Raw genomic sequence first — 13592 nt, 5'->3', positions numbered from 1 at the left:
CCACCAGTACCGGTACGGCGGCCCGGCAGGTCGTCCCGCCGGAGGAGCGGTTCGCCGCCGAACTGGAGTTCCTCGAGGCGCACGACTCCGGCCCGCGCCCGCCCGGCTGGCGGCTCACCCCGCGCGCCGTCGTCACCTTCGTGATGGGCAGCGGCGGCGAGAAGCTCAAGGCCGGGCGCAAGAGCCTGGCGATCGAGCAGAAGTTCGTGGGCGAGCGGGCCCTCGTCGAACGCTGCGTCGTCACCCTCGCCGGGGAGCGCGGCCTGCTGCTCGTCGGCGAGCCCGGCACCGCCAAGTCGATGCTCTCCGAGCTCCTCGCCGCCGCCGTCTGCGGCACCAGCGCGCTCACCGTCCAGGGCACCGCCGGCACCACCGAGGACCAGCTCAAGTACGGCTGGAACTACGCCCTGCTGCTCGCCAAGGGCCCCAGCCGCGAGGCCCTGGTGCCCTCCCCGGTGCTCAGCGCGATGACCACCGGCGCGGTGGCCCGGGTCGAGGAGGTCACCCGCTGCCTCCCGGAGGTCCAGGACGCCCTGGTCTCGCTGCTCTCCGAGCGGCGGATCGCCGTCCCCGAGCTGGCCGGCACCCCGGACGGCCAGCTGCACGCCGCCCCCGGCTTCACCCTGATCGCCACCGCCAACCTGCGCGACAAGGGCGTCAGCGAGATGTCCGCCGCGCTCAAGCGCCGGTTCAACTTCGAGACGGTCGGGCCGATCGGCAGCCTGGCGGCCGAGGTCGAGCTGGTCCGCCGCCAGTCCACCGCCGCCGTCGCCCGGGCCGGGGCCGCCTTCGCGGTCGACGACGCGGTGCTGGAGGCTCTGGTCACGGCCTTCCGCGACCTGCGGACCGGCCGCTCCACCGAGGGCTGGGACGTCGAACGCCCGTCCACCGTGATGAGCACCGCCGAAGCGGTCTCGGTGGCCACCGCGCTCGGGGTCGGCGCCGCGTACCTGCCCGACGGCGGCGACCTGCTCGGCCGGCTCCCCGGCCAGCTGATCGGCGTCGTCCGCAAGGACGACCCGGCCGACGCCGCCCGGCTGCTCGGCTACTGGGACGGCCCGGTCCGCCGCCGCGCCGAACAGGGCGCCGCCACCTGGCGCACCCTGTGGGAGCTGCGCTCGGCCCTGGAGCACTAGGCCGTCCGGCCGGCCCGCCGTCACCAGGGCGGCGGGCCGGCCCCCGGCCCCGCACATCCCCCTCCACCCTTCCCCCTCCCCGACCTTCCACCGAGAGGTGAACACATGAGCAGCGCGGTGCCGCCCGGCGGGGCGGACCTCGGCCACGACGACCCGCGAGGGACGGTCGCGACCGAGGCGGCCCGACTGGCCGCCTCCGGCCTCGACGCACCCGGGCCCTTCCTGATCGGGGTGCGTCACCACGCCCCTTCGCTCAGCGTCGTCGTGCCCGCGCTGCTGGACGCCGCCCGGCCCGATGTCCTGCTGGTCGAACTGCCCACCGAGTTCCAGCCCTGGCTGGACCTGCTCGCGGACGAGGCCACCCGGGCCCCGGTCGCCCTCGCCGCCGCACCCGCCGCCGACCGTCCGGACGACGCGGCCGAGGGCGGTGGGCTCGCCTTCTACCCGTTCGCCGACTTCTCGCCCGAACTCGCCGCCCTGCGCTGGGCCCGGCGGCACGGCGTCGAGGCGGTCGCCTGCGACCTGCCCCTCGCCGTCCGCGACCGGTACGCCGGCCGGGATGCCGATCGGGACCGCACCGGCCCCGGCGACCCCCGGCCCGGCGTCGCCGACGCCCTCCGCCGCCGCCTCACCGGCCGCGAGGACGACGAGGACCTCTGGGACCGCCTGGTCGAGACCGCCGCCCCCGGCTCCACCCCGGAGGCCGTCCGCCGTGCCGCGCTGCTGGTCGGCTGGGCGCTGCGCCGCGACGCCCGGGACGGCACCGGCATCGACCCGTACGACCTGCGGCGCGAGGCCTGGATGCGGGCGCGCATCCGGGAGGCGGCCGAGGGCGGCCGCCGCGTGGCCGCCGTCGTCGGAGCCTTCCACGCGCCCGCGCTCCTCCCGGCCGGGGCGGACGTCGCCGAGGCACCCGGGCCCGACCCCGACCTCGCCCCCGACCGGGTGCCGGACGGCCGCCACGTCGTCTCCCTGATCCCCTACACCTACCCGCTGCTCGACGCCCGCTCCGGCTACCCGGCCGGCATCCGCGACCCCGAGTGGCAGCACACCGTGCTCGACGCCGCCGGGGACCAGGACCGGCTGGCCGAGGCGCTGGTCACCACCGCCGTGCGGATCTGCGAGGCCCTGCGCGGCCAGGACCACCCCTCCGGCCCGGCCGACGCCCGCGAGATCGTCCGCCTCGCCGGCGACCTCGCCCGGCTGCGCGGACTGGCGGCCCCCGGCCGGGGCGAACTGGTCGAGGCCGTGCAGACCGCCCTCGCCCAGGGCGAACCGCTCGGCCGGGGCCGGGCGGTGGCCCGCGCGCTGGAACGGGTCCTGGTCGGCACCCGCACCGGCGCGCCCACCCCGGCCGCCCCGCGCAGCGGCCTCGCCCCCGCCGTCGAGCGACTCCTCGCCGAGCTGGGCCTGCCCGGCCCCGGCGACACTGCCGAGCCCACCCCGCGCGAGCTGCGCCTCGACCCGCTCCGGTCGACCCTCGACCGCCGCCGCGAACTCCTGCTCCACCGGCTGACCGCCTGCGGCGTCCCCTACGCCGAACCGGTCGAGTCCACCGGCGCGGGCGGCACCGAGACCCTCACCACCCGCTGGCGGGTCCGCTGGACCCCGACCGTCGCCGCGATGCTCACCGTCGCCGGCACCCAGGGCGTCACCCCGGCCCAGGCCGCCGAGGGAGCCCTGCGCGAGCGGCTGCGCCGGGAGCGGCAGGCCGACGGCCCGACCGCCCGCGAGGTCCTCCAGGGCCTCGCCGAGGCCGACGCCTGCGGCCTCCCGGCCCTCACCGGCACCCGCCTCGACCAGCTCACGGCCGTGCTCCCGGAGAGCGGCACCCTGCCCGAACTCCTCGACGCCCTCGCCCTCCTCGACCGTCTCACCGCCACCCGTCGCCCGACCCCGGGCCCGGCTCCTGCCTCGACCACGGCCTCCGCCGCCCCGGCCACCGGCCCCGAGGCGGAGGCGTTGTTCCTGGCCGAAGTGGCCGCCGCCGCCGAGGTGGTGACGGTCGCGGCGGTGCGGCAGTTGGAGGGGCTGGGCGGATCGGACGAGGCCGACGACGCCAGGGCGCTGGTCGAGCTGGCCCGGCGGGCCGATCTCTCCGGCGGTCTGTGGCTGCGCCACGCACTGGCCGAACTCGCCGACCGGGGGAGCCCCCTGGTGCGCGGTGCGGCCGGTGCGGTGCGGGTGCTGCTCCGGCAGGAGGTCCCGGCGGTGTTCGGCGACCGGGCCGCCTCCTGGGTCGACGGCGCCACCGGCCCCGACGCCCGGCATGCCCTGGGCCGGTCGCTGGTCGGTCTGCTGACGGCCGCCGAAGGGCTGTTCTCCACCGCCCCCGAGGTGCTCGAACCACTGCTGGAGCGGATCGCCACCCTCCCGGACAACGCCTTCCTGGACCGTCTGCCCGCCCTGCGCGGGGGGTTCGACACGCTCAGCCCGGCGGCCCGGGAGCGGCTGCTGACGCTCGTCGAGGAGCGCCTGGGGGCCCGACTGGACGCGCTTCCGGAGGAGGTGCCGCCAGCCCTGCTCGCCGACTGGTCCCGCGCCGACCTCGCGGCCCGTTCCGCGCTCGCCCGCCGGGGGCTGCTCCCACCGAGCCTCCCGACACCCACCGACGCGACATCCACCGACGCGACACCCACCGACGCGACACCCACCGACAAGGCACCCGTCCCCGAGCCCGTCCCCGAGCCTGTGCCCGTGCCGTCCGCCGCCCACGCCCTCGGCGCGGCCGAGCGCTGGCGGCTGCTCCTCGGCCGCCCGGGCAGCGGCCGCCCCGGCGGCCGTGCCTCGCGGCTCGCGTCCGCGCTCGACGAGCTCTACGGCACGGGGCACGGCGAGGGCTCCGGCCCCGGCCTCGACGGCCGGGGCGGGGCGGGCGGCAACCGGGGCGGCCGCGAGGCGCCGTACCCGGGCGTGCGCGAGTGGTCCGAGGAGCTGACCGCCCTGTTCGGGCCCGGCATCCGGGAGGAGGTGCTGGCGGCGGCCGTGGCCCAGGGGCGCGGCGACGCCCTGGAGGCGATCGACCCGGGTGCCGTCCGGCCGTCGGTCGACCTGTTGCGCACCGTCCTGGAGCACGCGGGCGGCCTGCCCGAGGCCCGGTTGGCCGGACTGCGGCCGCTGGTCCGGCGCCTGGTCGACGAGTTGAGCCGGGAGTTGGCGACCAGGCTGCGCCCCGCCCTCACCGGGATCAGCGTGCCGCGTCCGAGCCGGCGCCCCGGTGGCGGCCTGGATCTGCACCGCACCATCCGCGCCAACCTGGCGACCGCCCGGCCCGCCGCCCCCTCGATCGGCAGCGGCACCGACATCGGTACCGAGCCGGGCCGCATGGTGATCGTGCCGGAGCGCCCGGTGTTCCGGACCAGGGCCAAGCAGGCGTCCGACTGGCGGCTGATCCTGGTCGTGGACGTCTCCGGCTCGATGGAGTCGTCCACGGTCTGGGCGGCACTGACCGCGTCGATCCTGGCCGGGGTGCCCTCGTTGAGCACGCACTTCGTCGCCTTCTCGACCGAGGTGGTCGACCTGACCGACCGGGTGACGGGGTGGTCGACCTGACCGACCGGGTGACGGATCCGCTCGGTCTGCTCCTGGAGGTCCGGATCGGCGGCGGCACCCACATCGCCGCCGGGCTCAAGTACGCGCGGGAGCTGGTGACGGTGCCGTCCCGCACACTGATCGCGGTGGTCAGCGACTTCGAGGAGGGCGGCCCGGTGGGCGGGCTGCTCGCGCAGACCCGGGCGCTGGTCGACTCCGGGTGCCATCTGCTGGGTTGCGCCGCACTGGACGACACCGGCACGGCCCGGTACTCGAAGGCGATCGCGAGCCGGCTGGTCGCGGCCGGGATGCCGGTGGCGGCGCTCAGCCCGCTCGAACTGGCCCGCTGGGTGGGGGAGAAGGTCCGATGACGGAAGCGGTGCAGGACGTGACGGGGACGAGGGTGCAGTGGCCTGCGGTGCGACCGGAGGTGGTCGCCGAGGTGGTGGCCGGACTGTCGGCGCGCCTCCAGAAGCGCCTGGACGGGGCCGCCGCCAAACTGGCCGAGCGGCCGGTGGAACGGACGGGCGAGGACTGGCGGATCGCCGTGGACGAGGAGACGGAGCTCGTTCTGCACGCGCCGGGCGGGGTGGTGGCCACCTCGGGTGATGTGCGCTGCGGTTGCCTGCTGGCGCCCGCCTGCGTGCACCGGGCGGCGGCGGTCACGGTCTGCCCGCTGGCCGACGGCGAGTTGCCGGCAGCTCAGGCCGAACCGGCTTCGGCCGACAGCGAGCCCCCGACCTCCGCCCCGGCTCCTCTCGCCGAAGGTCCGCAGGACGACGCTCCGGCCGCCGGAACGCTCGGCGCCGCCGAACGCGCCGCCGTCGACCAGCTGCACCGGGTGGCCTCCGCCGCACTCGCGGCGGGCGTGGGCGGTACGGGCGCGGTGCTCCAGGCGGAGCTGTTGCGGGCGGCCCACCGGGCCCGGCTGGCCGGGCTGCACCGGTCGGCGGCCGCGGCGGTGGCGGTGGTCACCCGGGTCCGGGCGGCCCGGTCGGGCGAGCCGGACCACCGGCTCGCCGACCTGGTGGCGGGCCTGCGCGAGCTGCTCGGGCTCAGCACGGCCCTGTCGGCCGCGGCGGCGGCGGACACCGCCGGTCCGGGCGTCGCCGCCCTGCGGGGGACGGCCCGCCAGGTGTACGCGCCTGCGGGAGGGTTGCGGCTGTACGGACTGTTCTCCGAGCCGGTGCTGACGGCCACCCACGCGGGGGTGCTCACCTGGGCGGTCGACGCGGGCGGCGGCCTGCACACGATGGCCGAGATCATGCCGCACACCGACGCCGCCGCGGCGGCGCCGCAGGCGGTCGGCGCCGGCAACCGGGCGGTCCGGCTGGGCGACGCGATGCTCAGCCACCGCGAGTTCACCCGGGCCGGGCTGGCGGTGCAGGGCGCGACCAGGTCGGCGGCCGGGCGGCTCGGGGCGGGCGCCTCGGTCCGGGCGGTGCGCGCGGCGGGGGCGGCCTGGACGGCCGAGCCGGCGGCCCGGCTCTGGGCCGAGCCGCCGGCCGCCCAGGTGGCGCGGGCGCTCGACGCGGCCGCACTGCCCCCGGAGGTCCGGCCGCCCGGGGGTGAACTCCTGTTCCTGGACGTGACACTGCTCGGGGCGGTCCCGTACGGGCCGGGCGGGGAGCCGAGCTTGCTGGCGGACTGCGGGGGAGTGGTGGTGGCGCTGCGCGCCGCGCACGACCACCCGGGGCTCGCCCACCGGGGCAACCTCGCACTGCTCGCGACCGCCCCGGGCCTGCGACTGCGGGTGATCGGCCGCCTGGAGCGCTCGGCCCGCCCCGAGCTGCGCCTGCTGGCCGTCGGCGAACCCCCGTCCACCCGACCCGCGGAGGCCCCAACCCCGGAGGCCCCAACCCCGGAGCCCCGAACCCCGGAGGCCCGAACCCCGGAGCCCCGGCCTCAGGACGTCCGGCACCCGTCCCTCGCCCTGCCCGCCGATCGCGCCGGTCGGGTCAATCTCGGCCTGGAGCGGCTCCAGACGGCGGACCTGACCCTCCCGCCCCGGGACGCGGCTCCACCGCTCACGGCCCTGCCCGCGGGGCCGCTCCCGCCGACCGCGCCGGTGCACCTGCTGTCCCGCCGGGTGGAGCAGACGGTGACCGGCGGCCGGGCGGTGCTGGCGCTGGGGACCGGGGCGGCGCGCGGCGACCGGGCCCGGTTGCGGTCGGCGGGGCTGGCCACCGGTGCATCGCTGCTGGAGGGCCTGCTCGGGGCGGCGGTGGACCAGCGGCGCGACGTCTTCGGCCGGGTGGTCGCGGACGACCACGAAGCCTTCGCGGCCGCCTGGTTGGCGGCGGCCTGGTACGAGGAGGAGTTGGCCTCGGCACTCTGCGCGACCGCCTGGTACGAGGAGGCTCCCGGCAATCAGCTATAAGGAGAACTATTTGCACAAGCAGATATGCCGCGCCAAATGGCATACTTGAACGAAGCGGAACGTTCGAACGGCCGGGGGCCTGCCGGAGGGGGCCGGCCGCCAGGGGCAGGACCCCGCAGGACCGTACGAGCACATGACCCGAGCAGGGAGACGCGAGCCATGGGGATCCAGGACGATGCCGCCGAGATCCGCGCCAGCGGCTGGCGCACGCTCGCCGCGCTGCACGGGCTGATCGATTCGGCCCTGGAGAAGGCCCTGCAGGCCGAGTACCGCCTCTCCGTGGTCGAGTACACGGTCCTGGAGGCGCTGTCGCGGCAGGACGGCTGGCACATGCGGATGCAGCAGCTGGCCCGCGCGGCGGCGCTGAGCAGCAGCGCCACCACCCGGCTGGTGAGCCGGCTGGAGGAGCGCGGGCTGCTCGGCCGCTACCTGTGTGCGGACGACCGGCGCGGCATCTACACCGAGCTGACCGCGCAGGGCCGCGAACTGCTGCGGGCGGCGCGGCCGTTGCACGACGCGACCCTGGAGGCGACGCTCACCGGGGCCGCCGACCTCCCCGAACTGGCGCCGCTGGTGCGCGCGCTCCACGACCTGGAACCGGCTCCCGCCTCCCCGGCCGGCTCCTGAGCACGGCCCGCCCGGACATCAGGCCGCCCCGCCGGCCGGTGCTCAGCGCCGCGAGCTGAGCGCGTCCTCGTGGACCCGGTCGAGCAGGGCGAGCAGCAGTTCCTTGCTGGACGCGCGCTCCCGGACGTCGCAGAGCACGACCGGCACACCCGGGTCGAGGTCGAGCGCGCGCCGGACGTCGTCGGGGGTGCAGTCGCGGCGCCCGTGGAAGCAGTTGACGCCGATGGCGAACGGGATGCCACGCTGCTCGAAGAAGTCGACGGCGGCGAAGCTGGACTCCAGTCGGCGGGTGTCGGCCAGCACGATCGCGCCGAGCGCGCCGAGGGCCAGGTCGTCCCACATGAACCAGAACCGGAACTGCCCCGGGGTGCCGAACAGGTAGAGCACCAGGTCCTGCCGGACGGTGATCCGGCCGAAGTCCATCGCGACGGTGGTCGTCGACTTGCCCTGGACGCCGTCGAGGCTGTCGACCCCGATGCTGGCCCGGGTCATCCGTTCCTCGGTCTGGAGCGGTTCGATCTCACTGACCGAGCCGACCATGGTGGTCTTGCCGACGCCGAAGCCGCCGGCCACGAGGATCTTGACCGCGCCCGGCACCAGGCTCTGGGTCGTCACGTCTGGTCTCCTGGAAGGGAACTGAGCGGAAGAGCGAAAGGTCGGAAGAGCTGCGAAGCGCAAGAGCTGTGAAGCGGAGGGGCGGAGGGGCGGCGGAACAGGCCCGGCCCGATCGGGCCCGACCCGGTCAGAGCCGCCGGACACCCTCGATCACGGCCCGGATCAACGCGATGTCCGGTGCCTCGGCGAGCTGGACGGGTGCCCGGGTGAGGATCATCCTGGCCTCGGCGAGGTCGTCCAGTAATACCTTGACCACGCTCACCGGGAGGTCCATGGTCGCCGCGATCTCGGCCACCGCCAGCGGGCGTTCGCGGCAGAGGTCGAGGATCGCGGCCGGTTCGGGCGTCAGCCGGCTGGTGTCCGTGCGCGGGTCGGCGGTGACCACCAGGGTGATCAGCGCGAATCCGTCACGGACCGGTCCGGTGCGCCCGTTGGTGATGGCGTAAGGGCGGACCAGATGGCCCGCGTCCTTGTCGAAGAACCAGGCCTCGTCGGCGTCGACGGTCACGCACCGCCACCCACGCCCGGCTGGCCGGCGTCGCTGCGCGGCGCCGCGGTGAGGTACTGGCCGACCTGCTTCACCAGCATGTTGATCTCGTAGGCCATCAGCCCGGCGTCGACCGCCTCACTGGTGAGCACGGCGAGCCGGGCGCCCTGGCCGGCGGTCGTGACGAACAGGAACAGCTGGTCCATCTCGATCACGGTCTGCCGGACCCGCCCGCCGTTGAACCGGTGGCCGGCGCCGCGGGCGAGGCTCTGCAGACCGGAGGCCACGGCCGACAGGTGCTCGGCATCGGCCCGGTCCAGGCCCTGGGAGAGCCCGATCAGCAGGCCGTCCTCGGAGAGGACGATGGCGTGCCGGGTCTCCGGGACCCGCGCCACCAGCTGGTCCAGCAGCCAGTTGAGGTCGCGCTGGGTATCGGTGTACTGCGTCATCACTGCTGTTCCTTAGCTGCGGAAGGTGCGGCCGGGGCAGCGGGCGCGGCCGGCGCGTCCGCGTCGGGTGTCGCCGCACGGGCGGTGCGGGTGCCGCGCTGGATGGCGGCCATGGTGGCCCGCGAGCGCTGCGGCGAGGGGTCGTCCGCGGACGGTCCGAAGGAGCCGTTCCCCCCGGTCCCGCCGACGCCGTCGGCCCCGTCGGGAGCCGCCGGGCCGGTGCGGGCGTACGGGGCGGGGGCGGGAGCGCCGGGCCGTCCGTACGCGCCGGGGTGGCCGAATGCCGTGCCCGGCGCGTTGGCCTCGCGCAACTGCTCGGCGAGGCTGGCGTTGCGGACCCGCTGCGGCAGCACGCGCGGGGTGCGCAGCTCGCCGTCGGGGCCGTGCTCCGGCGTGGTCTCCTCGGCGCGCTGGTGCGTGGGCGCCGTTGCCGCCGCCGAGGCCGCTGCGGCCGCTGCGGCCGCCGTCGCCGCTGCGAGCGCCGCGAACGCGGCCGTCGGCCCGTCGCTGCCGTCCGCCGCCGACTCCCCGGCCCCGGCCACTACCGCCGCCCCGTCGTCCGGGCCGGGATCGTCCTCCGGCTCGCCGTACGGCCGGGGCATGGCCGGTCGGGCCACCACCACGGCGCCCGGCAGACCGGGGATCGACGAGCCCACCGACAGGCCGGCGTTGACCGTCGGGTCGTCCTCGTCGCGGGTGCCGCCCTGGGGGTAGCGCGCGAGCAGTTCGCCGATCACCACGCTGCCGTCGAACCGGTCCGCGGTACCGCCGAGCACTCCGGTCGGGTCGTCACCGTACGGAACCGGGTCCGCGACGGGGGCCGGAGCCTGAGCCTGAACCGGAGCGAACGCCGGAGCCGGGGCCGCACCGAGGGCCGGGAGACCCTCCGTCACGGCGGCCTCGGTCCCACCGGCCACCGAATGCCCGGCCACCGAATGCCCGACGCCCGAAGCCTGCCCGAACTCCTGCCCCTGCCCGAAGTCCTCTCCCTGCCCGTACTCCTGCCCCTGCCCCGCCCCCGGCCGGGTGCCCAGCAGCCCGCCCAGGACCCCGGCGAGCGCGCCGGACAGCTCCTGGTCGATCTCGCCGAGCTCCGCGTCCGCGTCCGCCCCGCCGCCCGGCGGCAGGTCGGGCACGGGCGTCCGGGTGACCCGGGCGCCGGACGGCAGGCCGGGGAGGGCGGCCGGCTGCCCGGCCTGCTCCAGCAGCAGCGCGGGCACCAGCACCACGGCCCTGGTCCCGCCGTACGGCGAGGGCCGCAGGGTGACCTGGATGTCGTGCCGCGCGGCGAGCCGCGCGACCACGAACAGGCCGAGCCGCAGGTCGTCGCCGAGCGCGGAGACGTCCAGCTCGGGCGGGTTGGCCAGGTAGTCGTTGAGCCGCTCGTACTCGTCCTCGGCCATGCCGAGGCCGCGGTCCTCGACCTCCACCGCCAGGCCCTTGGGCACTTCCTGCGCGGAGACCTGCACCTGGGTGTAGGGCGGGGAGAAGGTGGTGCCGTTCTCGATCAGTTCGGCGACGAGGTGGATCACGTCGGCCACGGCCTGGCCGCTGAGGGACGCCCGGGGCACGCCCTGGACGACGACGCGCGAGTAGTTCTCGGTCTCGGAGACGGCGCTGCGCAGCACGTTGACCATCGGGACGGCGTTGCGCCAGCGCCGGGCGGGCAGGGCGCCGCCCAGGATGACCAGGTTTGACCAGGTTCTCGGCGTTGCGCCGCATCCGGGTGGCGAGGTGGTCGACCGCGAACAGTTCGCGCAGCAGCTCGGGTTCCTCGTGCTCGCGCTCCAGCGCGTCGAGCATGCTGATCTGGCGGTGGATCAGGATCTGGGTGCGCCGGGCGATGTTGAGGAAGACCTTCTTCGTCCCCTCGCGGCCCTGGGCCTGGTGGACGATCGCGGCGACCGCGGCCTGCCGGACGGCGGCGAGGCCGTCGGCGGTCTGCTGGACCTCGTCGCCGATCCGCCGGGAGGGCGTCCAGGCGGGCGGGGTCGGGACCGACTCGCCGGCCTGGAGCCGGCCGACGACCTGCGGGATCTCCTGCTGGGCGAGGGACAGGGTCTCGGCGTGGAGGTCGGCGAGCCGGCCCGGGAGGGTGCGCGCGGCGCGCAGGCCGCGGACCAGGCTCCAGAGGAGGACGACGGCGACCACGGCGGTGCCGCCGTAGAGGGCGGTGTGTTCCCCGGCGTCGCGCAGCAGGTAGGCGGCGTAGCCCCAGGCGGCGGCGAGGCCGAGGCAGGGGACCACCGCGAGGGCGAGGAGCGAGCTGCGGAGGGAGCCGGACCGGCCGGCGCGGTGGCCCGTCCGGGGGGCCGATATGCCTGGCATCTGATTCCTTGTAGCAGGGCCGAACGGCGGTTGTCCGTGTGCGGTCCGACCGCGGTCGCGGGGCGCCACGGCCGGCGGTGCCCGGAGGGTTGCCGGATCCGGTGACGCCTTGTCACCGTCCGGACGGATGCTGCACGGCCGCCGACTGCAGGCACGCTACCAGCCTCAGGTGCCCTCTGGGCAACATCAACTGACGATATGTGAACGGGTGATGACAGGGCGGCCGGGGCGTTCGGGGTCGGTCCCGGGGGTCGTTCCGGCAGGTCGGAGGAGGTGCGGGGAGGGCCTGACGGCTTTCCGGAGGCCGGGGTTCGGTCGCCGGAAAGCCGTCAGGGACGTGTCAAGAGCACCCGTGGGGAGGTCCCGGCGCTGCCCGGCTCAGCCCGCCAGCGGCATCCGCAGCACGGCCGCCGTCGCGCCCTGCGCCTGCGCCTCCATCCCGTCCTCGCGCTCGGCCAGCTCGGTCCACGCCCAACTGGCGAGATGGGCGAGCTCGGCCGACCACTGCTTCCCGTAGGTGCCCGAGGCCACCTGGCCGAGCCGCAGCCGCTGGACGTCCGAGGTGCCGGCCGGCGGGTAGACGTGGGTGGCGTCGCGCAGATAGCGCTCGATGTGGAAATCGGCGTGCAGGCCGCGGGCGGCGTGGATCTCCATCGCGTTGCGCGCCGAGTCCAGCGCGTACTCGGTGTTGATCAGCTTGGCGTTCATCAGTTCGGCGTCGCACGGCCGGCCGTGGTCCAGCTGGTGCGAGGCGTGGTACGCGGCGAGCTTGGCGGTCATCAGCCGGGACTGCATCTCGCCCAGCTTCAACGCGATGTTGGGCAGTTGGGACAGCGGCTTGCCGTACATGATGCGCTCCTCGGCGAACCGCGCGGTGTCCTCGACGATCGCCCGGTGGATGCCGAGCGCGACCGCCGCCAGGTTCAGCCGCCCGTAGAGGGTCGAGGACGAGTAGGCCACGTCCAGGCCCTGGCTCTCCAGGCCGAGCCGGTTGGCGACCGGGATCCGGCAGTCCTCGAAGACGAGTTCGCCGAAGCTGAAGCCGTGCAGACCGCTCTGCGAGCCCAGCTCGCCGGTCCGGAAGCCCGGGCGGTCGCTCTCCACCAGGAACGCGGACAACCCCTTGCTGCCCTCGCCGGTGCGGAGCACCACGCCGTGCACGTCGCCGATGTGCGAGTTGCCCACGAACCACTTGCGTCCGTTGAGCACGTACTCGTCGCCCTCGCGCCGGGCGGTGCCGCTCATACCGAGCACATGGCCGCCGGACTCCGGTTCGGTGACGGCGATCGTGGGCAGCGCCGTCCCGTTGGCGAACCTGGGCAGCCAGTGGCGGCGCTGGGTGTCGCTGCCGAAGTGGATGACCTTGGCGACCCCGAGCTGCGAGGCCTGGGCGATCGCCCCCATCGCGCCGCTGACGCGCGACAGTTCCTCGACGATCACGGTTTTGGCCAGGTGTCCCAGCCCCAGTCCGCCGAATTCGCGCGGGATGGTGACGCCGATCCAGCCACGGCGGGCGATCTCCCGCGCGAGCTCGAATTCGACCTGGCGCTCGGCCTCCATTCTGGCCACCTGCGGGCGTACTTCCTTCTCCGCGAACTCGCGTACCTCCACTCGGAGGCTCTCGTGTCGCTCGTCGGTGAAGTAGTCCATCGCCATACCAGGTCCTCTCGGTTCGGGTGGTTCGGTGGATGTGCCTCCGTCCGTGCAGCCGATCCGCTTCGGCCGCCGAGGGGTGGGGGAGTGACGGTGGCGGCCGGTTGCCCCTGAGTTGCAGCCGGTGCGTGCGGATGTGCCGGCGGTGGCCCACGCTGCCCTTGGGGACCGCCGTTTTTCGGCAGGGCTCATTGTCATATGTGCGTCGGAAGCGCTCTACAGTGGATCTTGGATTGGCGTGATTCGGGCCGTTCGCGGACTACCGGGGATTGAAGGGGCGTCTGGTGGGGAAGTGACCTCTCCCGCTTTTGTGATCCGGGGTTTCCGTCGGTACCCGTTCCGGTTGTCCGCCGCTTCCCGTGCCGGCTGCCCGGCCGTTCCCGGCC

General features: G+C 75.6%; 9 protein-coding genes and 1 pseudogene. 5 read left to right on the top strand and 5 right to left on the bottom strand.

Features of this window, described 5'->3' with window-relative positions:
* The 4 genes and pseudogenes from VR45_RS30115 to VR45_RS30100 all read left to right on the top strand — a co-directional run.
* Positions 1-1136, top strand: a 1136-nt coding sequence (locus VR45_RS30115; RefSeq protein WP_045943031.1) for an AAA family ATPase, incomplete at its 5' end; no start/stop codon positions are given.
* Between the two features lie 105 nt (positions 1137-1241).
* Positions 1242-5038 (top strand): annotated as a pseudogene (locus VR45_RS30110) (DUF5682 family protein).
* Positions 5035-7047, top strand: coding sequence for a hypothetical protein (locus tag VR45_RS30105; protein WP_045943030.1), 2013 nt, complete (start codon positions 5035-5037; stop codon positions 7045-7047). The pseudogene VR45_RS30110 and the gene VR45_RS30105 overlap by 4 nt, the downstream one beginning before the upstream one ends.
* A gap of 159 nt (positions 7048-7206) precedes the next feature.
* On the top strand, positions 7207-7674 hold the full coding sequence (locus tag VR45_RS30100) for a MarR family winged helix-turn-helix transcriptional regulator (RefSeq protein ID WP_045943029.1): 468 nt from the start codon (positions 7207-7209) through the stop codon (positions 7672-7674).
* A 42-nt stretch (positions 7675-7716) separates the two neighbouring features.
* Here VR45_RS30100 and VR45_RS30095 read toward each other — a convergent pair whose 3' ends face one another.
* The 4 genes from VR45_RS30095 to VR45_RS42825 all read right to left on the bottom strand — a co-directional run bounded on the left by VR45_RS30095 (position 7717) and on the right by VR45_RS42825 (position 10862).
* Complete coding sequence (locus VR45_RS30095) at positions 7717-8289, bottom strand: ATP/GTP-binding protein (RefSeq protein WP_030391834.1); 573 nt, start codon at positions 8287-8289, stop codon at positions 7717-7719.
* A gap of 127 nt (positions 8290-8416) precedes the next feature.
* Entirely contained in the window at positions 8417-8797 is a 381-nt protein-coding gene (locus VR45_RS30090) for a DUF742 domain-containing protein (protein WP_030391835.1), read from the bottom strand.
* Positions 8794-9225 (bottom strand): roadblock/LC7 domain-containing protein, encoded by a 432-nt coding sequence (locus VR45_RS30085; RefSeq protein WP_045943028.1) that lies wholly within the window; start codon positions 9223-9225, stop codon positions 8794-8796. Before VR45_RS30085 ends, VR45_RS30090 begins: the two co-directional genes overlap by 4 nt.
* Complete coding sequence (locus VR45_RS42825; protein WP_078896960.1) at positions 9225-10862, bottom strand: ATP-binding protein; 1638 nt, start codon at positions 10860-10862, stop codon at positions 9225-9227. Before VR45_RS42825 ends, VR45_RS30085 begins: the two co-directional genes overlap by 1 nt.
* On the opposite strand from VR45_RS42825, the gene VR45_RS42820 reads away from it, so the two are divergent.
* The gene (locus VR45_RS42820) at positions 10855-11658 is read left to right on the top strand and encodes a hypothetical protein (protein ID WP_052709487.1); all 804 of its coding nucleotides are present in this window, start codon (positions 10855-10857) and stop codon (positions 11656-11658) included. The two genes, VR45_RS42825 and VR45_RS42820, sit on opposite strands and share 8 nt — an antisense overlap.
* A 273-nt stretch (positions 11659-11931) precedes the next feature.
* Here VR45_RS42820 and VR45_RS30075 read toward each other — a convergent pair whose 3' ends face one another.
* The gene (locus VR45_RS30075; protein ID WP_045943032.1) at positions 11932-13203 is read right to left on the bottom strand and encodes an acyl-CoA dehydrogenase family protein; all 1272 of its coding nucleotides are present in this window, start codon (positions 13201-13203) and stop codon (positions 11932-11934) included.
* Between the last annotated feature and the right edge of the window lie 389 nt (positions 13204-13592).

It is taken from the genome of Streptomyces sp. NRRL S-495 (assembly GCF_000966955.1).
Taxonomy (GTDB): domain Bacteria; phylum Actinomycetota; class Actinomycetes; order Streptomycetales; family Streptomycetaceae; genus Kitasatospora; species Kitasatospora purpeofusca.
The sequence above is the reverse complement of the archived record's forward strand: the minus strand, read 5'-3'. Positions and strand labels throughout refer to the sequence as shown.